This is a genomic window from Streptomyces sp. NPDC005805, assembly GCF_040630445.1.
Classification (GTDB): domain Bacteria; phylum Actinomycetota; class Actinomycetes; order Streptomycetales; family Streptomycetaceae; genus Streptomyces.
The window spans coordinates 17,138-40,418 of record NZ_JBEXXN010000014.1 but is presented as its reverse complement, the minus strand read 5'-3'; the positions used below and the strand labels follow the sequence as shown (position 1 = coordinate 40,418).

At 71.7% G+C, this 23,281-nt stretch carries 22 protein-coding genes and 1 tRNA gene; 12 read left to right on the top strand and 11 right to left on the bottom strand.

All coding sequences use genetic code 11. From position 1 onward, the window contains the following. Positions 1-58: 58 nt before the first annotated feature. Positions 59-1,339: a hypothetical protein gene (locus ABZ457_RS10730; protein WP_359156184.1), complete on the bottom strand. Its 1,281-nt coding sequence runs from the start codon at positions 1,337-1,339 to the stop codon at positions 59-61. Between the two features lie 464 nt (positions 1,340-1,803). Here ABZ457_RS10730 and acs point away from each other — a divergent pair, with 464 nt between their 5' ends. The 5 genes from acs to ABZ457_RS10705 all read left to right on the top strand — a co-directional run bounded on the left by acs (position 1,804) and on the right by ABZ457_RS10705 (position 7,324). Further along, positions 1,804-3,765: an acetate--CoA ligase gene (gene acs, locus ABZ457_RS10725; RefSeq protein ID WP_359156182.1), complete on the top strand. Its 1,962-nt coding sequence runs from the start codon at positions 1,804-1,806 to the stop codon at positions 3,763-3,765. 213 nt (positions 3,766-3,978) lie between these two features. Continuing rightward, positions 3,979-5,370 (top strand): Na+/H+ antiporter NhaA, encoded by a 1,392-nt coding sequence (gene nhaA, locus ABZ457_RS10720; protein WP_359156180.1) that lies wholly within the window; start codon positions 3,979-3,981, stop codon positions 5,368-5,370. A 75-nt stretch (positions 5,371-5,445) separates the two neighbouring features. Next, the gene (locus ABZ457_RS10715) at positions 5,446-5,952 is read left to right on the top strand and encodes a phage holin family protein (protein ID WP_359156178.1); all 507 of its coding nucleotides are present in this window, start codon (positions 5,446-5,448) and stop codon (positions 5,950-5,952) included. A 91-nt stretch (positions 5,953-6,043) separates the two neighbouring features. Beyond that, on the top strand, positions 6,044-6,991 hold the full coding sequence (locus ABZ457_RS10710; protein WP_359156175.1) for an alpha/beta hydrolase: 948 nt from the start codon (positions 6,044-6,046) through the stop codon (positions 6,989-6,991). A gap of 144 nt (positions 6,992-7,135) precedes the next feature. Next, entirely contained in the window at positions 7,136-7,324 is a 189-nt protein-coding gene (locus tag ABZ457_RS10705) for a hypothetical protein (RefSeq protein ID WP_359156173.1), read from the top strand. A gap of 66 nt (positions 7,325-7,390) precedes the next feature. Here the strand turns inward: ABZ457_RS10705 and ABZ457_RS10700 are convergent, their stop codons facing one another. The 3 genes from ABZ457_RS10700 to nth all read right to left on the bottom strand — a co-directional run bounded on the left by ABZ457_RS10700 (position 7,391) and on the right by nth (position 10,336). Beyond that, complete coding sequence (locus ABZ457_RS10700; protein WP_359156171.1) at positions 7,391-8,590, bottom strand: MarP family serine protease; 1,200 nt, start codon at positions 8,588-8,590, stop codon at positions 7,391-7,393. Positions 8,591-8,706: 116 nt separating this feature from the next. Beyond that, positions 8,707-9,435: a CoA pyrophosphatase gene (locus ABZ457_RS10695; protein WP_359156169.1), complete on the bottom strand. Its 729-nt coding sequence runs from the start codon at positions 9,433-9,435 to the stop codon at positions 8,707-8,709. A gap of 82 nt (positions 9,436-9,517) precedes the next feature. Beyond that, a complete protein-coding gene (gene nth, locus ABZ457_RS10690; RefSeq protein ID WP_359156167.1) occupies positions 9,518-10,336 on the bottom strand; it encodes an endonuclease III in 819 nt (272 codons plus the stop codon). 318 nt (positions 10,337-10,654) lie between these two features. Here nth and ABZ457_RS10685 point away from each other — a divergent pair, with 318 nt between their 5' ends. Further along, a complete protein-coding gene (locus ABZ457_RS10685) occupies positions 10,655-11,329 on the top strand; it encodes a Crp/Fnr family transcriptional regulator (RefSeq protein ID WP_018845857.1) in 675 nt (224 codons plus the stop codon). 161 nt (positions 11,330-11,490) lie between these two features. Here the strand turns inward: ABZ457_RS10685 and ABZ457_RS10680 are convergent, their stop codons facing one another. The 5 genes from ABZ457_RS10680 to ABZ457_RS10660 form a co-directional block, all read right to left on the bottom strand. After that, on the bottom strand, positions 11,491-12,375 hold the full coding sequence (locus ABZ457_RS10680; protein WP_359156164.1) for a prohibitin family protein: 885 nt from the start codon (positions 12,373-12,375) through the stop codon (positions 11,491-11,493). A 195-nt stretch (positions 12,376-12,570) separates the two neighbouring features. Continuing rightward, on the bottom strand, positions 12,571-13,416 hold the full coding sequence (locus ABZ457_RS10675) for an MBL fold metallo-hydrolase (protein WP_359156162.1): 846 nt from the start codon (positions 13,414-13,416) through the stop codon (positions 12,571-12,573). Continuing rightward, the gene (locus tag ABZ457_RS10670; protein ID WP_359156160.1) at positions 13,413-14,279 is read right to left on the bottom strand and encodes an NUDIX hydrolase; all 867 of its coding nucleotides are present in this window, start codon (positions 14,277-14,279) and stop codon (positions 13,413-13,415) included. The genes ABZ457_RS10675 and ABZ457_RS10670 overlap by 4 nt, the downstream gene beginning before the upstream one ends. A gap of 132 nt (positions 14,280-14,411) precedes the next feature. After that, positions 14,412-14,882 (bottom strand): RidA family protein, encoded by a 471-nt coding sequence (locus tag ABZ457_RS10665; RefSeq protein WP_359156158.1) that lies wholly within the window; start codon positions 14,880-14,882, stop codon positions 14,412-14,414. After that, on the bottom strand, positions 14,879-15,034 hold the full coding sequence (locus tag ABZ457_RS10660) for a DUF4177 domain-containing protein (protein WP_018845861.1): 156 nt from the start codon (positions 15,032-15,034) through the stop codon (positions 14,879-14,881). Before ABZ457_RS10660 ends, ABZ457_RS10665 begins: the two co-directional genes overlap by 4 nt. A gap of 177 nt (positions 15,035-15,211) precedes the next feature. Here ABZ457_RS10660 and ABZ457_RS10655 point away from each other — a divergent pair, with 177 nt between their 5' ends. Both ABZ457_RS10655 and ABZ457_RS10650 read left to right on the top strand, forming a co-directional pair. Beyond that, on the top strand, positions 15,212-16,174 hold the full coding sequence (locus ABZ457_RS10655; protein WP_359156156.1) for an ArsA-related P-loop ATPase: 963 nt from the start codon (positions 15,212-15,214) through the stop codon (positions 16,172-16,174). Beyond that, entirely contained in the window at positions 16,171-17,484 is a 1,314-nt protein-coding gene (locus ABZ457_RS10650; protein WP_359156154.1) for an ArsA family ATPase, read from the top strand. Before ABZ457_RS10655 ends, ABZ457_RS10650 begins: the two co-directional genes overlap by 4 nt. A gap of 45 nt (positions 17,485-17,529) precedes the next feature. Here ABZ457_RS10650 and ABZ457_RS10645 read toward each other — a convergent pair whose 3' ends face one another. Continuing rightward, positions 17,530-17,874, bottom strand: coding sequence for a WhiB family transcriptional regulator (locus tag ABZ457_RS10645; protein WP_256522631.1), 345 nt, complete (start codon positions 17,872-17,874; stop codon positions 17,530-17,532). A 392-nt stretch (positions 17,875-18,266) separates the two neighbouring features. Here ABZ457_RS10645 and ABZ457_RS10640 point away from each other — a divergent pair, with 392 nt between their 5' ends. Beyond that, positions 18,267-20,525: a transglycosylase domain-containing protein gene (locus ABZ457_RS10640; protein ID WP_359156151.1), complete on the top strand. Its 2,259-nt coding sequence runs from the start codon at positions 18,267-18,269 to the stop codon at positions 20,523-20,525. A gap of 164 nt (positions 20,526-20,689) precedes the next feature. Here the strand turns inward: ABZ457_RS10640 and ABZ457_RS10635 are convergent, their stop codons facing one another. Beyond that, positions 20,690-21,154, bottom strand: a complete 465-nt coding sequence (locus ABZ457_RS10635; RefSeq protein WP_359156148.1) for a GatB/YqeY domain-containing protein — start codon at positions 21,152-21,154, stop codon at positions 20,690-20,692. 105 nt (positions 21,155-21,259) lie between these two features. Here ABZ457_RS10635 and ABZ457_RS10630 point away from each other — a divergent pair, with 105 nt between their 5' ends. The 3 genes from ABZ457_RS10630 to ABZ457_RS10620 all read left to right on the top strand — a co-directional run bounded on the left by ABZ457_RS10630 (position 21,260) and on the right by ABZ457_RS10620 (position 23,224). Further along, positions 21,260-22,198 (top strand): metallophosphoesterase, encoded by a 939-nt coding sequence (locus tag ABZ457_RS10630; protein WP_359156146.1) that lies wholly within the window; start codon positions 21,260-21,262, stop codon positions 22,196-22,198. Between the two features lie 89 nt (positions 22,199-22,287). Next, a tRNA-Pro gene (locus tag ABZ457_RS10625) sits at positions 22,288-22,361 on the top strand. 626 nt (positions 22,362-22,987) lie between these two features. Continuing rightward, positions 22,988-23,224 (top strand): hypothetical protein, encoded by a 237-nt coding sequence (locus ABZ457_RS10620; RefSeq protein ID WP_359156144.1) that lies wholly within the window; start codon positions 22,988-22,990, stop codon positions 23,222-23,224. The last annotated feature ends 57 nt before the right edge of the window (positions 23,225-23,281 follow it).

Sequence of the window (23,281 nt, the reverse complement as noted above, 5' to 3'; positions counted from 1 at the left end):
ACACGTCCGGTGCCTGCCCCGGTGAGGAGCAAGTCCGGTGCTCAGCCCGCCTGTTCGGTTACCGGCCGGACTTGGGGGCCGGCGGAGCGGCGGCCTCCGGGGGCGCCGCCAGGAACTGCGCCCAGCCGCCCTGGGGCGCCTCGCCGACCTTCAGCTGCCGCATCTTCTCCAGGACCAGCGGGTCCTGCGCGTCGAGCCAGTCCACGAGCTGACGGAACGACACGCACTTGACGTCGCTCTTCACGCAGACCGTGGCGATGGTCTCCTCGATGGCGTCCATGTAGACGCCGCCGTTCCACGACTCGAAGTGGTTTCCGATGATCATCGGAGCCCGGTTGCCGTTGTAGGCGCGCTCGAAGCCCCGGAGGAGCCCGTCACGCATCTGGTTGCCCCAGACCTTGTGCATGGCCGGGTCGCCCTGGGTGGTGACCGACTGGTTGACCAGGAAGTTGTAGTCCATCGTCAGCGTCTCGAAAGCGCGCCCGGGGACGGGCACCAACTGGAGGGAGACGTCCCACAGGCCGTGCTTCTTCTGGGGCCACACCTGGTCGTTGACGCCGCTGGTGTCGTAGCGGAAGCCGAGTTCGCTCGCCGCGCGCATGAAGTTCTCCTGCCCTTCCAGGCAGGGGGTGCGGGCGCCGATGAGCTCCTTGTCGTAGTCGAAGGGGAGCGGGTCGGCGGAGGCCAGACCGGCGTTGGTCTTCCAGTTCTTCACGAAGGACTTGGCCTGGGCGATCTCGCTCTTCCACTCGTCGACCGACCAGGTGCCCACGCCCCGGTCCTTGCCGCAGAAGTGGCCGTTGAAGTGGGTGCCCACCTCGTTGCCGTCCTGCCAGGCGGCGCGCAGTTCGCGGACGGTGTTCCTGATCCCCTCGACGTCGTTGAAGCCGATGTCGGAGCGGCCGGCGGCGTGCTGCGGCGGCTCGTAGAGGGCGCGCTTCTCCTCGGGGAGGAGGTAGACGCCGCTGAGGAAGTACGTCATCGTCGCGTCGTACTTCTTGCCGATCGCGCGGAAGCGGGAGAACAGCTTCTGGCTGTCCTCGCCGGCGCCGTCCCAGGAGAAGACCACGAACTGGGGCGGCTTCTCGCCCGGCGCGAGGCGCTTGGGCTTGAGCAGGTTGGGCTGGGCGCCGGTGAAGGCGGTGGACCCGTCACCGATCAGGCGGACGGCGCTCTTGGGCGCCGCGACACCCTCCTTCCCCGCCTGGGCGCCGGGCTCGCTGCCGCTCCCGCCCCGGTCACCGCCGGAGGTGGAGCACCCCGCGAGCCCGGCGATCAGGGCCGCGGCGGCTGCGCCGACGGCGACGGTTCTCTTGGTGACCTTCGTGACGGCCAGCATCCGCCCACCTCTTTCATATGCCGATACGACTGTCTGATGGCGGTGTCGTGGAGCCGACAAGGTCGCACCGAGGGGGCGAAGGGGCGGGGCCGACGGGCCGCGATGAAATCACTAATCACCGAATCAGGTGAGCGATTGCCCTATTTGCCCGCCTGGCCCGGCGTGTCCGCATGGTTCCGCCATGCGACTGAACCGCGCGGACGCCCCGGCCGTGGGAAGGGGTGGCACCCCTCCCCACCGCTCGGGGCCGGGGCGCCACCACCCGGCGGTACGAGGCGCTTCGGCCCCGCACCGCCGGGTGCCCGAAAGCCCACAGGTCTAAACCAATTACCCGAAGGCCCTTGTCACCCGGCCCCGCGGCTGATGAGCTATGGCCTGGGACACATACGCACAGAAGACGCCCTGGGAAAGGGAGATGTCGTGAGCAACGAGAGCCTGGCCAACCTTCTGGGGGAGGAGAGCTGATGACAGACGAGCGTTCTTCCCTCTCCAACCTGCTTAAGGAAGAGCGGCGGTTCGCGCCGCCGGCCGAGCTGGCCGCGAACGCCAACGTGACGGCCGAGGCGTACGAACGGGCCGCGGCGGACAGGCTCGGCTTCTGGGCCGAGCAGGCGCGGAGGCTCGACTGGGCCACCGAGCCGACCGAGACCCTGGACTGGAGCAACCCGCCCTTCGCCAAGTGGTTCGCGGACGGCACACTCAACGTCGCGTACAACTGCGTCGACCGCCATGTCGAGGCCGGGCACGGCGACCGGGTGGCCATCCACTTCGAGGGCGAGCCCGGCGACAGCCGCTCCCTCACCTACGCCGAGCTCAAGGACGAGGTCTCCCGGGCGGCCCACGCCCTGACCGAGCTGGGTGTCCGCAAGGGCGACCGGGTCGCCGTCTACCTGCCGATGATCCCCGAGGCAGCGGTCGCGATGCTCGCCTGCGCCCGCATCGGTGCCGCCCACTCCGTCGTCTTCGGCGGCTTCTCCGCCGACGCCGTCGCCTCCCGCATCCAGGACGCCGACGCCAAGCTGGTCATCACCGCCGACGGCGGCTACCGCCGGGGCAAGCCCAGCGCCCTCAAGCCCGCCATCGACGAGGCCCTGAGCCGCTGCCCGCAGGTCGAGCACGTGCTCGTCGTCCGGCGCACCGGCCAGGACACCGCCTTCACCGAGGGCCGGGACGTGTGGTGGCACGACATCGTCGGCCGCCAGTCCGCCGAGCACGCCCCCGAGCCCTTCGAGGCCGAGCACCCGCTGTTCATCCTCTACACCTCGGGCACCACCGGTAAGCCCAAGGGCATCCTGCACACCTCCGGCGGCTATCTCACCCAGGCCGCCTACACGCACCACTCCGTCTTCGACCTGAAGCCCGAGTCGGACGTCTACTGGTGCACGGCCGACATCGGCTGGGTCACCGGCCACTCGTACATCGTCTACGGGCCCCTGGCCAACGGCGCGACCCAGGTCATGTACGAGGGCACCCCGGACACCCCGCACCAGGGCCGGTTCTGGGAGATCGTGCAGAAGTACGGCGTCACGATCCTCTACACGGCGCCGACCGCGATCCGCACCTTCATGAAGTGGGGCGACGACATCCCCGCCAAGTTCGACCTGTCCAGCCTGCGGGTCCTCGGTTCGGTGGGCGAGCCCATCAACCCCGAGGCGTGGATCTGGTACCGGGAGAACATCGGCGCCGGGAAGACCCCGATCGTCGACACCTGGTGGCAGACCGAGACCGGCGCCATGATGATCTCCCCGCTGCCGGGCGTCACCGAGACCAAGCCGGGCTCCGCCCAGCGGCCCCTGCCCGGCATCGCCGCCACCGTCGTGGACGACGAGGCGAACGAGGTCCCGAACGGGGGCGGCGGCTACCTGGTGCTCACCGAGCCGTGGCCGTCCATGCTGCGCACCATCTGGGGCGACGACCAGCGCTTCATCGACACCTACTGGTCGCGCTTCGAGGGCCGCTACTTCTCCGGCGACGGAGCCAAGAAGGACGACGACGGCGACATCTGGCTGCTCGGCCGGGTGGACGACGTCATGCTGGTGTCCGGCCACAACATCTCGACCACCGAGGTGGAGTCCGCCCTCGTCTCCCACCCGAAGGTCGCCGAGGCCGCGGTCGTCGGCGCCGCCGACGAGACCACCGGGCAGGCCATCGTCGCCTTCGTCATCCTGCGCGGCACCGCGAGCGAGGACGCGGGCCTGGTCGACGAGCTGCGCGCGCACGTCGGCGCGACGCTCGGCCCGATCGCCAAGCCCAAGCGGATCCTGCCGGTGGCGGAGCTGCCCAAGACCCGGTCCGGCAAGATCATGCGCCGGCTGCTGCGCGACGTCGCCGAGAACCGCGAGCTGGGCGATGTCACCACGCTCACCGACTCCTCCGTGATGGACCTCATCCAGACGAAGCTGCCGAGCGCGAGCAGCGAGGACTGAGCGTCCGCCGCTCCCACGGCAGAGCGCGGCAGAGCACCGGGCCCCGTCGCCGCACCGGCGACGGGGCCCCGGCCTGTACAGGGACCCGAACGGTCCGAACGGCCCTGCGGGTAGGGTGAAGGCGCGTCACTGACGCACAAGATCGTCAAGGTGCGCCGGGAAGTCTGGTCGGCAACGGTTCTGCCATGCCCGTCCGACCCGGAGGTCTCCCCCGTGGCCGCGCCCCGCGCCCCCCGTACGTTCCTCGGACGCCTCTCCCTGCCCGAGCGCACCTTCGTCGCGGACGCCCTGCGCGCGGAGACGGTCGGCGGTGTCCTGCTCCTCCTCGCCGCGGTCACGGCCCTCGTCTGGGCGAACGCCTTCAGCGGCAGTTACGAGGCGGTGCGCGACTTCCACTTCGGGCCCGCCTCGCTCGGCCTCGACCTGTCGGTGCAGCACTGGGCGGCCGACGGCCTGCTAGCGGTCTTCTTCTTCGTCGCGGGCGTGGAACTCAAGCGGGAACTGGTCGCGGGCGAGCTGCGCGACCCCCGCGCCGCCGCCCTGCCGGTCGTCGCCGCGCTCTGCGGAATGATCGCGCCCGCCCTCGTCTATCTGACGGTCAACCTCACCGGCGGCGGCTCCACGGACGGCTGGGCCGTGCCCACCGCGACCGACATCGCCTTCGCCCTCGCCGTCCTCGCGGTGCTGGGCGCCTCGCTGCCGTCCGCCCTCCGGGCGTTCCTGCTGACGCTCGCCGTCGTGGACGACCTCTTCGCCATCCTGGTCATCGCCGTCTTCTTCACCGGCGAGCTGAACTTCGCCGCCCTCGGGGGCGCCGTCGCCGCCCTGGCGCTGTTCTGGCTGCTGCTCCGCAAGGACGTGCGCGGCTGGTACGTCTACGTCCCGCTCGCGCTGCTGGTCTGGGGACTGATGTACAACAGCGGCGTGCACGCCACCATCGCGGGTGTGGCGATGGGCCTGATGCTGCGCTGCACCCGCCGGGAGGGCGAAGAGGCGTCGCCGGGCGAGCGGATCGAGCACCTGGTCCGCCCGCTGTCGGCGGGGCTGGCCGTGCCGCTGTTCGCACTGTTCTCGGCGGGCGTCGCGGTGACGGGCGAGTCCCTGTCCCAGGTCTTCACCCGGCCGGAGACGCTGGGCGTGGTCCTCGGTCTGGTGGTCGGCAAGGCGGTCGGCATCTTCGGCGGCACCTGGCTGACCGCCCGCTTCACCCGGGCCGAGCTGAACGCGGACCTGCGCTGGCCGGACGTCTTCGCCCTGGCCACCCTCGCCGGCATCGGCTTCACCGTCTCCCTGCTGATCGGCGAACTCGCCTTCGCGGGTGACCCCGCCCTCACGGACCAGGTGAAGGCTTCGGTACTGGTCGGTTCCCTGATCGCCGCGACCCTCGCCGGGATTCTCCTCAAACTGCGGGTACGCAGATACCAGGCCCTGTACGCGGAGGAGGAACGCGACGAGGACATGTCGGGGGTCCCGGACATCTACGAGCAGGACGACCCCGCCTACCACCTGCGCATGGCCGCGATCCACGAGGAGAAGGCCGCCGAGCACCGCAGAAGGGCGCGAGAGGCGGGGGCGGCGGGCGACGGCGGCGACAGTCCGGCATGATCTGACATCGGACGGTAGTACGCACGCGTACGTACGAGCACGCACGGACCGCAGACACGGGAGAGGGAGTCAGCGATGAGCGACCCCGGCAACACCACGGCGAAGGCTGTCGGCGCCGACCGCAGTATCGGCCAGCTGGTCGCCTCGGCGACGGCCGAGATGTCCGCACTGGTGCACGACGAGATCGCACTGGCCAAGGCCCAGCTCCGGCAGGACGTGAAGAAGGCGGGCATCGGCGGGGTGGTCCTCCTCCTCGCCGCGACCGTGCTGCTGTTCTCGCTGCCGATGCTGAGCTTCGCGCTCGCCTACGGCTTCCGGACGTGGACCGGCTGGAACATGGCCCTGTGCTTCCTGCTCTCCTTCGCGGTCAATGTGGTCGTCGCCGCGCTGCTGGCGCTGATCGGCGTGGTCTTCATGAAGAAGGCCAAGCAGGGCAAGGGCCCGCAGAAGGCGGTCGCCTCGGCCAAGGAGTCGGCGGCCGTGCTCCAGAACGCCAAGCCCCACCCCCGCGCCGCCGACACCCAGCCCACGCTGCCGGGCGCCGACAGCCACGTCGCCATCGAGCAGAAGGTCCGCGTGTGACAGGACACGGACGGGCCCGCGCCCGCGTCCGCACGGCGACCGGCCGGGGCGCGGCGAACGCGGGCGGCCCGCGTGTGGCACGCTCATCGGCATGACTGACCCTGAAACCGGCCCCGGCGGCTTCGGCGCCTCGGCGAGCCCCGTCCGCGTCGACGGTCCCTGGACCCATCGCGACGTGGCGGCCAACGGCGCCCGCTTCCACATCGCCGAGATGGGCGACGGGCCGCTGGTGCTGCTGCTGCACGGGTTCCCGCAGTTCTGGTGGACCTGGCGCCACCAGCTGCCGGCCCTCGCGGAGGCGGGCTTCCGGGCGGTCGCCATGGACCTGCGCGGTGTGGGCGGCAGCGACCGCACCCCGCGCGGCTACGACCCGGCGAACCTGGCCCTGGACATCACCGGCGTCGTCCGCTCCCTCGGGGAGCCGGACGCCGCGCTGGTCGGCCACGACCTGGGCGGGTACCTGGCGTGGACGGCGGCGGTGATGCGGCCGAAGCTGGTGCGCCGGCTGGTGGTCTCGTCGATGCCTCACCCGCGCCGCTGGCGCTCGGCCATGCTCTCTGACCTCGGGCAGACCCGCGCCGGGTCGCACATCTGGGGCTTCCAGCGCCCCTGGGTGCCGGAACGCCAACTGGTCGCGGACGACGCCGCCCTGACGGGCCGGCTGATCGAGGAGTGGTCGGGACCGCAGCCGCTGGACCGGGAGGCGATCGACGTCTACCGGCGCGCGATGCTCATCCCGTCGACCGCGCACTGCTCGATCGAGCCCTACCGGTGGATGGTGCGCTCGCTGGCGCGGCCCGACGGCATCCAGTTCAACCGGCGGATGAAGCGCCCGGTCCGGGTGCCGACGCTGCATCTGCACGGATCGCTCGATCCGGCGATGCGGACCAGGAGTTCGGCGGGATCGGGCGAGTACGTCGAGGCCCCCTACCGCTGGCGGCTGTTCGACGGTCTCGGCCACTTCCCGCACGAGGAGGATCCGGTCGCCTTCTCGAACGAGCTGATCGGCTGGCTGAAGGACCCCGAGCCCGACCGCTGAACCGTACGGTTCCGGCCAATCGGCCGCGTGTCCGGGAAGCCCGGACGAACGGTTGTCCTACGAACAGCCAAATGCCTGGCGCATAGGCCAATTGGCCGCCCTCCCGGCGGTTACCGACCTTGGGGCACGGGCAGACGTCCCGGTATGGGCTGGACGCACGACTACGGTGACGCAGCACGCACCCGTCGATCGGCCGAGAGGCCGATCACCCACGACAGCGGTGACTCCCCGGGCGGGAGCCATCAGCACCCCGGACAGGGGATCGGCATTCCCCGGATCCTCAGGCGCCGCGCCCGCTGGGTGTCGGCGCGGCTCCGGCACACCCGCGCCTGACCGGGGCCGGGCCCGTTTCGGCGGGCCCGGCCGCGCCCGGGCCGTGGCCCCGGCTCACGGCGGTCCTCACAGGGCGCAACCCTGGCTGTCGACCTGCCGGTTCGCGGTCCGGCCCCGCTCGATGTCCTCGCGGATCTCGTCGACGGTCAGCGCGTACCCGGTGTTCGCGTCGTCCAGGGAGCGGGCGAAGATCACACCGTAGACCTTGCCGTCGGTGGTGAGCAGCGGCCCGCCGGAGTTGCCCTGGCGGACGGTCGCGAAGAGCGAGTACACATCGCGGCGGACGGTGCCCCGGTGGTAGATGTCCGGGCCGTTGGCGTTGATCCGGCCGCGCACCCGGGCGGAGCGCACGTCGTAGGCGCCGTTCTCCGGGAAGCCGGCCACGATGGCGCTGTCGCCGCTGCGCGCGTCCTCCTCGGTGAACTGGAGGGGGCGGGCCCTGAGATCGGGGACGTCGAGCACGGCGATGTCGCGCTCCCAGTCGTAGAGGACGACCTTGGCGTCGTAGAGCCGGCCCTCGCCGCCGATCTGGACGGTGGGCTCGTCCACGCCGCCGACGACATGGGCGTTGGTCATGACCCGGCGCTCGTCGAAGACGAACCCGGTCCCCTCCAGGACCTTGCCGCAGCTCGGCGCCGTGCCCACCACCTTGACGATGGACTGCTTGGCGCGCGCCGCCACGGGGCTGCCGACGAGGGCCGGGTCCGGGGCCTGGACCTCGGTGATGGGCTCGTTGGCGAAGGGGCTGAAGACCTGCGGGAAACCGTTCTGCGCGAGGACGGAGGAGAAGTCGGTGAACCAGGTGGACGCCTGATCGGGCATCACCCGCGAGACCCCGAGCAGCACCTTGGAGCCGCGCACCTCCTTGCCGAGGGTGGGCAGGGAGGTGCCCGCCAGCGCGGAGCCGATCAGCCAGGCGACCAGCAGCATCGCGACGACGTTGACCAGGGCGCCACCGGTGGCGTCCAGGGCGCGCGCCGGTGACCAGGTGATGTGGGTGCGCAGCTTGTTGCCGAGGTGGGTGGTGAACGCCTGGCCCACCGAGGCGCAGACGATCACGATGACGACGGCCGCGATGGCCGCCGCGGTGGAGACCTCGGAGTCGTCGGTGGCCGCGCTCCAGAGCACGGGGAGGAGGTAGACGGCGACGAGCCCGCCGCCGAGGAACCCGATCACGGAGAGGATGCCGACGACGAACCCCTGCCGGTATCCGATGATCGCGAACCATACGGCGGCGACCAGCAACAGGATGTCCAGCACGTTCACTCTTCAGCCTCGCTGTGTTGTCGCCGGGTGCTCCGTGTCCGGCTGGTGGTCCGGGTCCGCGGCGCGGCCGCTTCGTCTGTGCGCCCCGGGGTTGCGCTCGTGTCCGGGTCAGCCTGTCATGCGTGCCAGTCCAGCGGGACCTCCCGGTCGCGGTCCCACGGGCGCTCCCAGCCCGCGAAGTGCAGGATCCGGTCGATGACCCCGGCCGTGAAACCCCAGACCAGAGCGTCTTCCACGAGGAACGCGGGCCCCGCGTAGCCTCTCGGGTGCACGGCGGTCGCGCGGTTCGCCGGGTCCGTGAGATCCGCCACGGGCACGGTGAAGACGCGCGCGGTCTCGGCGGGGTCGACCGCTCCGACCGGGCTGGGGGTGCGCCACCATCCCAGTACGGGCGTGACCACGAAACTGCTCACCGGGATGTAGAGCCGGGGCAGGACGCCGAAGGTCTGGACGCCGGACGGGTCGAGTCCGGTCTCCTCCTCGGCCTCGCGCAGGGCGGCCCGCAGCGGCCCGGCGCCCGCCGGGTCGCCGTCCTCCGGGTCGAGGGCGCCGCCGGGGAACGAGGGCTGGCCGGCGTGCGAGCGGAGGGTGCCCGCCCGCTCCATCAGCAGCAGCTCCGGGCCGCCCGCCCCCTCACCGAAGAGGACGAGCACCGCGGACTGCCGCCCCTCGCCGCCCTCGGGCGGCAGGAATCTGCTCAGCTGCCGCGGCTCGACCGTCTCGGCGGCGCGGACCACCGGGTCCAGCCACTCGGGCAGACCCTCGGTGGTCACCGTCACCCGGCCGGCACCGCCCCGGCCGGACCGCTCACTGGTCCGGTACGTCTCTTCTCCCGCACGCGTCATGGGCACCCCCTGCTGCTCAACGCCCGGGGCCGCCGGGATCGTTCCTCCGGCGGGCGCGCGCGGCCCTCGGTGCGCCGAGGGCTCACCCCGGCGCACCGAGGGCGGGAGCGGGCTTCCCGGGGTAGTCGGCCGGCGGCTTCAGTCGCTGGCCCGGCTGCCCGCCGAGCTCGTACTTGAGGAGCTTGCGGGCCTTCTCCGGGTCGGTCTCGCCCTCGCCGTAGGACGGGCAGAGGTGGGTGATCGGGCAGGCGCCGCAGGCCGGGCGGCGGGCGTGGCAGATGCGGCGGCCGTGGAAGATCACCCGGTGGGAGAGCATCGTCCACTCCGACTTGGGGAAGATCGTGGCGATCTCCGCCTCGATCTTGACCGGGTCCTCCTGGTCGGTCCACTTCCACCGGCGCACCAGGCGCTGGAAGTGGGTGTCGACGGTGATCCCGGGGACCCCGAAGGCGTTGCCGAGCACCACGAACGCCGTCTTACGGCCGACGCCGGGCAGACTGACCAGGTCTTTCAGCGTCCCGGGCACCTCACCGCCGAAGTCGTCCCGCAGGGCCTTGGAGAGCCCCATGATCGACTTGGTCTTGGCGCGGAAGAAGCCGGTGGGCCGGATCAGCTCCTCGACCTTCTCCGGCACGGCGGCGGCCAGGTCCTCGGGGGTGGGGTACGCGGCGAAGAGGGCCGGGGTCGTCTGGTTGACCCGCAGATCCGTGGTCTGCGCCGACAGGACCGTGGCGATCAGCAGCTGGAACGGGTTCTCGAAGTCGAGCTCGGGGTGGGCGTAGGGATAGACCTCGGCGAGCTCGCGGTTGATCCGGCGGGCGCGGCGGACCATGGCCAGCCGGGACTCCGGTTTGCCTGCTTTTCTCCTTTTGCCCGGACCGGGCGACGCGTGTTCGCCCACAGCGGAATCCTGCTTCCCGGACACGCTTCCCGCCCTCTCGGCCTGCACTCTCACCGGCGACTTGGACACCCGGCCAGCCTAAGCGCCCCCACCGACATCCGCGCCGGTCCCCGGGAATCACGACCCAATCGGGCCCCTGCCGCACGGATGGACGCGCCCGTACGTCAAACTTGTTGTGATTGATCGCACGATTGTTTACTACCGGGGTCCGTATCCCCGACGATGCCGCCGCGGGACACCGTGTCCCCAGGACAGAGCAGCAGGGTCCGGCATCATGGGGGACTGTGTCCCCTGAGCAGGTCGACAAGGAGAGAACTCGTGGACGACGTTCTGCGGCGCGCCCCGCTCTTCGCGGCGCTCGACGACGAGCAGGCCGCGGAGCTGCGCGCCTCGATGAGTGAAGCGACGCTCGCCCGTGGCGACGCGCTCTTCCACGAGGGCGACCCCGGCGACCGCCTCTATGTGGTGACGGAGGGCAAGGTCAAGCTCCACCGCACGTCCCCCGACGGCCGCGAGAACATGCTCGCCGTCCTCGGCCCGGGCGAGCTGATCGGTGAGCTGTCCCTCTTCGACCCGGGCCCGCGCACGGCGACCGCCACCGCGCTCACCGAGGTCAAGCTGCTCGGCCTCGGCCACGGCGACCTCCAGCCCTGGCTGAACGTCCGCCCCGAGGTGGCCACCGCGCTGCTGCGCGCCGTCGCGCGCCGGCTCCGCAAGACCAACGACCAGATGTCCGACCTGGTCTTCTCCGATGTGCCGGGCCGTGTCGCCCGGGCGCTCCTCGACCTGTCGCGCCGCTTCGGCGTGCAGTCGGAGGAGGGCATCCACGTCGTGCACGACCTCACCCAGGAGGAGCTGGCCCAGCTGGTGGGCGCTTCCCGGGAGACCGTGAACAAGGCGCTGGCCGACTTCGCCCAGCGCGGCTGGCTCCGGCTGGAGGCCCGCGCGGTCATCCTGCTGGACGTCGAGCGCCTGGCGAAGCGCTCGCGCTGACGGCGCGCTCCGCCGCACCGACGAACGCCGAAGGGGCCGGGGCCGGGGCCTTTCACGAGCGCAGGCGGTCCCGGGCCGTCCGGGGCGGCCCGCGCCGGACCCGGGCCCGTCCGGGGCACCCCTTCGCGCGCCCGGACGGGCCCGGGGCATGCCCGGCGGGCTCAGTTCCTGGTGCCGTCCACGATCAGCGGGTTGGATGCGCCGCCGCCGCAGGGCACCGCGTACACCGGGTGCTTGGCGGCCGCCTCCTTGAACGCCTCGATGCACTGGTTCGCCAGCACCTTGTCGCTCAGCGAGTCGTTGAGGACCCGGTTAGCCCGGGCGATGCCCTCCGCCTCGATGCGCCGGCGCTCGGCCTCCGCCTTCGCGGTACGCGCCGCCTCGGTCGCCCGCTCGGTGGCCTGCTCCTGCTGGATCTTGCGGTCGATCTGCGTCTGGAGCTGCTCCGAGGGCTTCACATTGCGCAGGTTCACCGTGGTGACGGCGATACCGCGGGGCGCCAGGCGCTCCTTGATCAGGTCGGCGATCTCGGCGTTGATCTTCTCGCGCGCGGAGGTGTAGCCCTCCTCGCTGGTGTGGCGGGCGAAGACGTTCCGGACGATCTCCCGGCTGTCCGGGAACACCAGCCGCTGCTGGATCGCCTCCTCGCTGCCCGCGAGCCGGTACAGCTCCACCGCCCGGGCCGGCGTGACCGCCCACTTCACCGTGACCTCGGCGTACATGACACCGCCCTGGGAGGAACGGACCTCGACGACGTCCTTGTCGGACAGGTTGAGGTCCACCGGGCGGGTGGAGAAGGTCGTGACGTTGGTGAAGGGCGAGGTGACGTTCACCCCGGAGGTCATGGGGGCGCCGACCTTGCCGAAGGTGACCGGCACCCCGACCTCGTAGGCGCTGACCACATGGACGCAGCTGGCCACACCCGCGAAGAGCCCGGCGATCAGCGCGCCGAGCGCCCCGAGCCGCAGCCCCTTGGTGTCCGAGCCGCGGGCGACGAGATACAGCACGGCGGCGGTGATGAGCAGGATGACGAACAGGACGAACAAGGAAACCCCCCGTGGACGGCTGTCGCGGCCTCGCGCGGAACGCGCCGCGCCGCGCGCAACAGGACACGCCGGACGGGCCCGGACAGTTCCCGTGCACCGGGAACGGATCGGCGGCCGGGCCCGCGCCCCCGGGTCGGGCCCCGCGCGCCCTCGGATCAGGACCGGCGCCGAACCGGGCCGACCAAGTGCCCGAGGTCAGGCCCGGTCGTCGTCGATCAGACCGTGCTCGCGCAGGTACTGGAGCTGGGCGCGCACCGAGAGCTCGGCCGCCGGCCAGAGCGAGCGGTCCACGTCCGCGTAGACATGGGCGACGACCTCGGGCGCGGTGGTGATCCCGTTCTCGACCGCCGTCTCCACCTGCGCGAGCCGGCCGGCCCGGTGCGCGAGGTAGAACTCGACCGCGCCCTGGGCGTCGTCCAGGACGGGTCCGTGGCCGGGCAGCACCGTGGCCACCCCGTCGTCGACGGTGAGCGAGCGCAGCCGCCGCAGCGAGTCGAGGTAGTCGCCGAGCCGCCCCTCCGGGTGCGCGACGACGGTCGTGCCCCGGCCGAGGACGGTGTCCCCGGTGAGCACCGCGCGGTCGGCGGGGAGGTGGAAGCTGAGCGAGTCGGCGGTGTGGCCGGGGGTCGGGACGATCCGCAGCTCCAGGCCGCCGGTGGTGACCACGTCCCCCGCCGCGAGGCCCTCGTCGCCCAGCCGCAGGGCGGGGTCGAGGGCGCGCACCCGGGTGCCGGTCAGCTCGGCGAAGCGGCCCGCGCCCTCCGCGTGGTCGGCGTGGCCGTGTGTGAGCAGGGTGAGGCCGACCCGCCGGCCCCCGGCCTCGACGGCGTCGATCACGGCCCGCAGGTGCTCCTCGTGGAGCGGCCCCGGGTCCACGACCACGGCCAGCGCGGAGTCCGGTTCCGCGACGATCCAGGTGTTGGTGCCGTCCAGGGTCATCGCGGACGGGTTGGGCGCCAGGACGTTGACCGTGCGGGTGGTGGCCGGACCGGAGAGCACCCCTCCGCGGGGCTGACCGGGCAGGGCCGCGGCGTCGGTCATCGCGGGCCTCCCCCCGGGACGTGCTTGGTGAACTCCTCGTGCCCCGGCCAGCTGAGCACGACCTCGCCGCCCACCAGTTCCGCCCGTGCCAGAACGGGCGCGAGGTCGCGGGCGGCCGAGCCCGCGAGGGAGTCGGCGGCGCTGCCGTACGCCTCCAGGGTGCGCAGGGTGGCGATCGTCGGGGGCATCATCAGCAGCTCGCCCTTGTCGTAGCCGGCGGTCGCCTCGGCCGGGCGGATCCACACCGTGCGGTCGGCCTCGGTGGAGGCGTTGCGGGTGCGCTGGCCCTCGGGGAGGGCGGCCACGAAGAACCAGGTGTCGTAGCGGCGCGGCTCGAACTCGGGCGTGATCCAGCGGGCCCAGGCGCCGAGCAGGTCGGAGCGGAGCACCAGCTCCCGGCGCTCCAGGAACTGCGCGAAGGACAGCTCCCGGTCGACCAGGGCCCGCCGGTCCGCCTCCCAGTCGGCGCCGGTGGTGTCGCCGACGACGGTCTCCGGGGTGGGCCCGGCGAGCAGGACGCCCGCCTCCTCGTAGGTCTCGCGCACGGCCGCGCAGACGACGGCCTGCGCGACGGCGGTGTCCTCGGTGCCCAGGCGCTCGGCCCAGCGGTCCAGGGAGGGGCCCGCCCAGCGGACCGGCCGGTCGTCGCGCGGGTCCACACCGCCGCCCGGGTAGGCGTAGGCACCGCCGGCGAAGGCCATCGAGGTGCGGCGGCGCAGCATGTGGACAGCGGGGCCGTCGGCGCCGTCGCGCAGCAGCATCACGGTGGCGGCGCGCTTGGGGGCCGCCGGGGTGAGCTCGCCGGCCGCGAGGGCGCGGATGCGGTCGGGCCATTCCGGTGGGTACCACTGACCATTGGACATGGCCGGATGCTATGCGTTCCCGCGTGGATGTTCGAGGGCTGGCCGAAACGCCCCGCACCCGGCACGGACGGCCGGGTGCGGGGCGCTTCGGTGTGATCAGTCACGATCGATACCGGACGAGTCCGGTCCGGATCAGTCCTGGACGAGTTCGACCTGGATCTCGACCTCGACGGGGGCGTCGAGCGGCAGCACCGCGACGCCCACCGCGCTGCGGGCGTGCACGCCCTTGTCGCCGAGGACCTCGCCCAGCAGCTCGCTCGCGCCGTTGAGGACACCGGGCTGCCCGGTGAAGTCCGCGGCGGAGGCGACGAATCCGGTGACCTTCACGACCCGCGCGATGCGGTCCAGGTCGCCGGTCACCGACTTCACGGCGGCCAGCGCGTTCAGCGCGCAGGTCCGCGCCAGGCCCCTGGCCTCCTCGGCCGTGACCTCGGCGCCCACCTTGCCGGTCACCGGAAGCTTGCCGTCCACCATCGGGAGCTGGCCCGCGGTGTAGACGTAGGCGCCCGAGACCACCGCCGGCTGGTAGGCGGCGAGCGGCGGCACGACGGCCGGCAGGGTCAGGCCCAGCTCGGCGAGCCGGCTCTCGACGGCCCCGCTCACGGCCTGGGCCGCTTCAGGTAGGCCACGAGCTGCTCGGGGTTGGGCCCGGGCACGACCTGGACGAGCTCCCAGCCGTCCTCGCCCCAGGTGTCCAGAATCTGCTTCGTCGCGTGCACGAGAAGGGGCACGGTCGCGTATTCCCACTTGGTCATGGTGCCGACTGTAGCCGCCCCGGACCGGGGTCCGGTGACGCGGCCCGGGCAGCCCCTCCCGGCCCGGTGCCGCGTGCCGTCACGGGGTACCGGGGAACGCGTCACGGGGCGCGCCCGGACACAGCGGGTGGGCGGGCACGTGCGTAGGCCACGCCTTCACTGGTTAGGCTCGAATACGTGAGCAGGCTCCAGGTCGTCAGTGGCAAGGGCGGTACCGGTAAGACCACGGTGGCCGCCGCTCTCGCGCTCGCCCTCGCGACCGAGGGGAAGCGGACCCTCCTCGTCGAGGTGGAGGGCAGGCAGGGCATCGCCCAGCTCTTCGAGACGGAGGCGCTGCCCTACGAGGAGCGCAAGATCGCCGTCTCCTCGGGCGGCGGCGAGGTGTTCGCGCTGGCCATCGACGCGGAACGCGCCCTCCTCGACTACCTCCAGATGTTCTACAAGCTGGGGTCCGCGGGCCGCGCCCTCAAGAAGCTCGGCGCGATCGACTTCGCCACCACCATCGCCCCCGGTGTCCGGGACGTGCTGCTGACCGGCAAGGCGTGCGAGGCCGTCCGCCGCCGGGACAAACGCGGGCGGTACGTCTACGACTACGTGGTCATGGACGCGCCGCCCACCGGCCGCATCACCCGCTTCCTGAACGTGAACGACGAGGTCGCCGGGCTGGCGCGGATCGGCCCGATACACAACCAGGCCCAGGCGGTGATGGGGGTGCTCAAGTCCCCCCAGACGGCGGTCCATCTGGTGACCCTGCTGGAGGAGATGCCCGTCCAGGAGACCGCGGACGGCGTCGCGGAGCTGCGCGCGGCGGAGCTTCCCGTGGGCAAGGTGATCGTGAACATGGTCCGCCCCCACCTCCTCGACGAGGAGGCCCTGCGCGACGCCTCGGCGGGCCGCCGCAAGGCGATCGCCGCCTCGCTCGCCTCGGCGGGGGTCCCGGGCGGGGCCCGGCTGGTGCCGCCGCTGCTGGAGCAGGCCGCGGAGCACGCGCAGCGGGTCGAGCTGGAGCGGGCGCAGCGCGGGGTGCTGACCGGGCTGGGGCTCGACGCGTACGAACTGCCCCTGCTCAGCGAGGGAGTGGAGCTGGCCGGGCTCTACCAACTGGCCAAGGAACTGCGCAAGCAAGGGGCGGGCTCATGACCCTGGACACGGCGGCGCGGCTGGAGGTCGATCCCCTGATCGACGATCCGGCGACCCGGATCATCGTGTGCTGCGGTGCGGGCGGGGTCGGGAAGACGACCACCGCGGCGGCGCTGGGGGTGCGCGCCGCCGAACGGGGCCGGAAGGTCGTGGTCCTGACCATCGACCCGGCCCGGCGGCTGGCGCAGTCCATGGGCATCGACTCCCTCGACAACACCCCGCGCCGGGTCACCGGCATCGAGAGCGCGAACGGAGCCGGGGGCGGGGAGGGCGGCGAGGGCGAACTCCACGCGATGATGCTCGACATGAAGCGCACCTTCGACGAGATCGTCGAGGCGCACGCGGACGCGGACCGGGCCCGAGCCATCCTGGAGAACCCCTTCTACCAGTCCCTGTCCGCCGGTTTCGCCGGCACGCAGGAGTACATGGCCATGGAGAAGCTGGGCCAGCTCCGCGCGCGGGACGAGTGGGACCTGATCATCGTCGACACCCCGCCGTCGCGTTCGGCCCTGGACTTCCTGGACGCGCCGGGGCGGCTCGGCTCCTTCCTGGACGGCACGTTCATCAAGGTGCTGATGGCCCCGGCGAAGGTCGGCGGCCGGGCCGGGATGAAGTTCCTCAACGTCGGCATGTCGATGATGACCGGGACCCTCGGCAAGCTGCTGGGCGGCCAGTTCCTGCGGGACGTGCAGACCTTCGTGGCCGCCATGGACACGATGTTCGGCGGCTTCCGCACCCGGGCGGACGCCACGTACCGGCTGCTCCAGGCGCCGGGCACGGCCTTCGTGGTGGTCGCGGCGCCGGAGCGGGACGCGCTGCGGGAGGCGGCGTACTTCGTGGAACGGCTGGCGGCCGAGGACATGCCCCTGGCCGGCCTGGTCCTCAACCGGGTGCACGGCAGCGGGGCGGCCTCGCTCTCCGCGGAGCGGGCGCTCGCGGCCGCCGAAAATCTTGACGACAATCTCGACGGCGGCGGCATTGTGGATCAGGGCGACGGGAATGCTGGTGTTCGTGACGCCGCGTCCGTCTCTCCCGAATCCCCGGCCGCGGACCACTCCCCCGAACTCGCGGCCCCGGCCCCCGCGACGGACGACCCGACCGCCCGCCACCTGACCGCCGGTCTGCTGCGCCTGCACGCCGAGCGGATGCAGATGCTCGCGCGCGAGCGGCGCACGCGTGACCGCTTCACGGCGCTCCATCCGGAGGTGGCGGTCGCCGAGGTCCCGGCCCTGCCCGGTGACGTCCACGACCTCGCGGGTCTGCGCGCGATCGGCGACCGGCTGGCTACGGCGTCCTCCGCGCTGGGCTGAGCCCGGGCGCGCTGCGGGATACAGGCGCGGGGATACAGGCGGGGATCAGCCCGCCGCCGCGTACTCCTCGTACGTCTCGTCGTCGTCGAGGCCGACCGGCAGGATGCCGGCGCTGCGCTCGTACTCGGTGCGCGCGGTCTCCAGCAGCCGGCGCCAGGAGGTGACCGTGGGGCGCCTGCGCAGCAGAGCGCGCCGCTCCCGTTCCGTCATCCCTCCCCAGACGCCGAACTCGACGCGGTTGTCGAGCGCGTCGGCCAGGCACTCGGTCCGCACCGGACACCCCGTGCACACCGCCTTGGCCCTGTTCTGCGCTGCCCCTTGTACGAACAGTTCATCCGGATCCGTCGTGCGGCAGGCTGCCTGCGCACTCCAGTCGGTAACCCAGCCCATGCCGGTGCCGTCCTCTCCCGAATCGAGGCTCCCCCACGGCGGCAGCGGCATATTCACCGCTGCCAGTTGAGGACGTTACGGAAGGCGGGAACAGCGCAACACCCCCGCGGGGCCCAATCTTGAATGGCCCGAACGGACTATGCGTACGCGGCAGATCACCCAGGGGAGTGACCTGCGGACATACCGCGACATAGCAGACACATCCGTCACTTCACCTGCACTGGCGGGGACTTCAGGGACGCCAGTGACGCATTCGGACATGACTCCGCCGGATTCGGGTACAGCGGAGTCTGTCGGCGATGTGAGGCGAAACCGCACTGCTGTGACAGTTGAGAGCAGCTTAGGCCAATGCCTTTGCGCCTGTCCGGCGAATGAGAACGTAGGCTGCACCCATGCCAAACAAGCGCTCGGGCGGCGGTCTGACCGGGACCCAGCAGGCCGCCAAGTTCCTCGGTGTCAGCGTGCTCGCCGGAGCGGTGCTGGCGGGCATCGCCCTGCCCGCCGCCGGCGCGCTGGGACTCGCGGCCAAGGGGACCGTCGAGGGATTCGACGAGATCCCCTCGAACCTCAAGACCCCGCCGCTGAGTCAGCGCACCACGATCCTCGACAGCGAGGGCGGGCAGATCGCCACGGTCTACTCCCGCGACCGCACGGTGGTCCCCCTCAAGGACATCGCGCCGACCATGCAGAAGGCGATCGTCGCGATCGAGGACGCCCGCTTCTACGAGCACGGCGCCGTGGACCTCAAGGGCGTGCTCCGCGCGCTGAACAAGAACGCGCAGGCGGGCGGGGTGTCCGAGGGCGCCTCCACGCTGACCCAGCAGTACGTGAAGAACGTCTTCGTCGAGGAGGCCGGCGACGACCCCGAGAAGGTCGCCCAGGCCACCCAGCAGACGCTCGGCCGCAAGATCCGCGAGCTGAAGTACGCGATCCAGGTCGAGGAGGAGCTCGGCAAGAAGAAGATCCTGGAGAACTACCTCAACATCACGTTCTTCGGGCAGCAGGCGTACGGGGTCGAGGCCGCGTCCCAGCGGTACTTCTCCAAGCGCGCCAAGGACCTGAAGCTGGAGGAGTCGGCGCTGCTGGCCGGCCTCGTCCAGTCGCCGAGCCGCTTCGACCCGGTCAACGACAACGAGGAAGCCACCAAGCGCCGCGACATCGTGCTCCAGCGCATGGCCGACGTCCACGACATCTCCCAGGAGGAGGCGGACAAGGCCAAGGCGACGCCGATCGCGCTCAAGGTCAGCAAGCCCAAGAACGGCTGCATCACCGCCGTCAAGGGCTCCGGCTTCTTCTGCGACTACGTCCGCAAGACGATCCTCAACGACCCCGTCTTCGGCAAGACGGAGGAGGAGCGCTCCAAGCTCTGGAACCTGGGCGGCCTGACCATCCGGACCACCCTGAGCCCGCGCGCCCAGGCCGCGGCCAACGAGGCGGCCACCGCCAAGGTCAACAAGACCGACGGCGTCGCGGCGGCCGTGGTCCAGGTGCAGCCGGGCACCGGCAAGATCCTCTCCATGGGCCAGTCCCGCCCCTACGGCCTGGACCAGAAGCAGAACGAGACGGTGCTCAACCTCTCGGTCGGCGGCAAGATGGGCGGCACGACGTACGGCTTCCAGGTCGGCTCGACCTTCAAGCCGATCACGGCGGCGGCGGCGCTGGAGAAGGGCATCAGCCCGGCCCAGACCTTCTCCAGCCCGTGGAAGATCTCCGTCCCGATGGCCTCGTACCGCACCTGCGACGGGGGCCCGGCGGGCGGCGGCCAGTGGGACCTCCAGAACGAGCTGCAGTCCGAGGCCGGCAGCTGGGACATGAGCAGCGCGCTCGGCAAGTCCATCAACACCTACTTCGCCAACCTGGAGCAGATGGCCGGTCTCTGCGAGACGGTCGAGCTGGCCCGGAAGATGGGCTACGAGCGCGAGTTGGGCAAGAAGCTCAAGGAACTTCCCTCGATCACCCTGGGCGGCCAGGAGAGCACCCCGCTCGACATGGCGGCCGTCTACGCCACCTTCGCCAACCGGGGCACCTACTGCACCCCGGTCGCGATCGAGACCGTCACCGACGCCAACGGCAAGCGGATCAAGGTGCCCGGCTCGCAGTGCTCCCAGGCGATGAGCGAGCAGACCGCCGACTCGATCAACCAGATGCTCAAGGGCGTGGTCGAGGACGGCACCGGCGTCCAGGCCGGTCTCCAGGACCGCGACAACGCGGGCAAGACCGGTACCACCAACGACCGCAAGGACGCCTGGTTCGTCGGCTACACCCCGAACCTCTCCACGGCGGTGTGGGTCGGTGACGACGTCGGCGAGAAGCAGTCGATGTTCAACATCACCATCGGCGGCCAGTACTACCCCAAGGTCTGCGGCGGCTGCCTGCCCGGCCCGATCTGGAAGATCGCGATGACGGGCGCGCTCGACGCCTCCGAGACCCCCGGCTTCAACCCCGTCTCCATCCCGCGCGGGAACGACAAGGAGAAGGACGAGAAGAAGCGCGACCGGAACCGCGACCGTGACCGGGGCGACGAGGACCGCGGCCGGGGCGACGACAAGCCCGGCGACGGGCCCATCCCGGGCATCAGCATCCCACCGGACCTGATCGGCGGCGGCGCCAACCGCGGGCAGGACGGCGGGGGCGGCGGCAACTGGCCGTAGGGTGCGAGGGCGAATCGACGTATGAGTGAGGGGGACCCGGCCGGCCGGGTCCCCCTCACTCATACGTCCTCACTCGTGCGTCGCGTCCCCTGTACCGGGGTCGCGGGCCTGCGGCCTGCCGGGGCCGCGAGCCCGCCGGGCCGTCGGGCCGTCGGGCCGTCGGGCTAGCCCGCCAGGAGCCGCTTCACCGCGGCGGCCACCCGGCCGCCCTCCGCGCGCCCGGCCACCTTCGGGTTCACGATCTTCATCACGGCGCCCATGGCCCGGGGGCCCTCCGCGCCCGCGGACCTGGCCTCCTCGACGGCCCCCGCCACGATCCCGTGGAGCTCGTCGTCCGTGAGCTGCTGCGGCAGGTAGGCGTCGAGGATCACGCCCTCCGCCTTCTCCCGCTCGGCCTGCTCGGCGCGGCCGCCCTGGGCGAAGGCGTCGGCCGCCTCGCGGCGCTTCTTCGCCTCCTTGGCGATCACCTTCTGCACCTCGTCGTCGGAGAGTTCACGGGCGGTCTTGCCCGAGACCTCCTCCTTGGTGATCGCGGCGAGGGTCAGCCGGAGCGTCGAGGAACGCAGTTCGTCGCGCGCCCTGATCGCCTCGGTGAGGTCTTCCTGCAGCTTGGACTTGAGCGTGGTCATACGGACAAGTGTGTCAGGTGCCGGGTGCCCGACGCCCGCCAATTCGGCCGCGGGCCCGCGAGGCCACCGCTCCCCCGCACCCGCCGGGTCTGCGACGATGGGCGCATGCGCGCACGCTACGGGACCCCCCTGAAAATCACCGCAGGAATCACGGCAGTCGGCGCGGCCGGTCTCGCCTACGCCGCCGGGTTCGAGGCCCGCTCCTTCCGGCTCCGCCGGACCACCGTGCCGGTCCTGCCGCGCGGCATGCGGCCCCTGCGCGTCCTCCAGGTCTCCGACATCCACATGGTGAGCGGCCAGCGCAAGAAGCGGGCCTGGCTGCAGTCCCTGGCCGGGCTGCGCCCCGACTTCGTGGTCAACACGGGCGACAACCTCTCCGACCCGGAGGGCGTCCCCGAGGTCATGGACGCGCTCGGGCCCCTGCTGGAGTACCCGGGGGTCTACGTCTTCGGCTCCAACGACTACTACGGCCCGAAGCTGCGCAACCCGGCCCGCTACCTGCTGGAGAAGGTCCAGGGACGCCACGGCCTCAACGGCAACCCGCCCGCGGTCGGCGCCGTCCACAACCCGTGGGAGGAGATCCGCGACGGCTTCGACGCCGCCGGCTGGCTGGACCTCACCAACACACGCGGCCGGCTGAAGCTGGACGGCTACGAGCTCGCGTTCACCGGCCTCGACGACCCGCACATCAAGCGGGACCGCTACGACCTGGTGGCCGGCGGCCCCGAGAAGGACGCGGACCTGTCCCTTGCCGTGGTGCACGCGCCATACCTGCGCAGCCTGGACGCCTTCACCGCCGACGGCTACCCCCTGATCCTCGCGGGCCACACCCACGGCGGGCAGCTCTGCATCCCCTTCTACGGAGCCCTCGTCACCAACTGCGACCTGGACACGGACCGCGTGAAGGGCCTCTCCCGGCACACCGCGGAGGGCAGCACCGCCTACCTCCACGTCTCGGCCGGCTGCGGCACCAACCGCTACACCCCGGTCCGCTTCGCCTGCCCCCCTGAGGCCACCCTCCTGACCCTGGTCCCCCGCCCCTGACCAGGCCCGTCACCCCTCCCGAAACCGGATTTCGCCTCCGGGCGCGGGTGGGCTAAAGTAAACGACGTCGCCGAGACAGCGGGCGACATCGGGGTGTGGCGCAGCTTGGTAGCGCGCTTCGTTCGGGACGAAGAGGTCGTGGGTTCAAATCCCGCCACCCCGACAGTGGAACATCAGGTGAGGCACCTACGGTTTTTCGTAGGTGCCTCACCTGTTTTGTGCCGGCCGAGCCCCACTTCCGTGAGGCCGACGACGAACAGTCCCCGTGCCGTGCCGATGTTCGCGGCACTCCAACGCGGCTCCACGCGACCCTTCTCGCCGCGGCTCCGGGTCCGTCGACCGTGCGGCACCCCTTTCTCCAGGTTTCATGAATCCCGCGGCCCTGCCGCGCGTGCACGCCGTCCCGTTGTCGTGCGGCGCGGACGGGGGCGCAGCGCCAACGGTCCGGCGGCAGGCGGATCGATACTGCCGATGTGCACCCCGAACGCCTGTACCTGAGCTTTGACCACATTCAGCCACTCTCGTCGGGTCGTCCGGGCTGCCGGAACGGCTTCGGGGCGGGTCCGGGGAGGGGGAGGGTCCGGGTGTGACGGGGCGGGTCCCCGATGGGGGGGACCCCTGGAGCACTCCCGGGCCGCTGACCGGTTTTCGGCTCCGTTTCCGCCGGTCACGGGAAGATCTTGGCCAGTTCTCCGGGAGGGACGACACATGATCGACGATCTGTACCGGACGTGCGGGCGGCCGACCCGTTCAGGGAGCCCGTGCCGGATCCGGATCTCAGGGTCGGACGTGGCCTGCGGCACACACGCCACGGAGCACGACAAAGAGATCGCGGAGGCCCATCGCCGCGGATGGCGGGAGGGCTGGGACTCGGGGCACGAGAACGCGACCTACCTCTCCCGGGCGGAGGTCGAGCGCCTTGAGCGCCGAGTGGTGGCGCTGGAGCAGCAGCTGGGCGAGGTGCGGCGCGAGCGGGCGGTCGCGGATGGTCATGTCGTGCGGCGGGAGCCGGCGTCCGGCGAGTAGGGCGGCGGCCAGGTCCGGGTGGCGCCCGCCGGGGCTCCACAGCGGAGCCCCGCATAC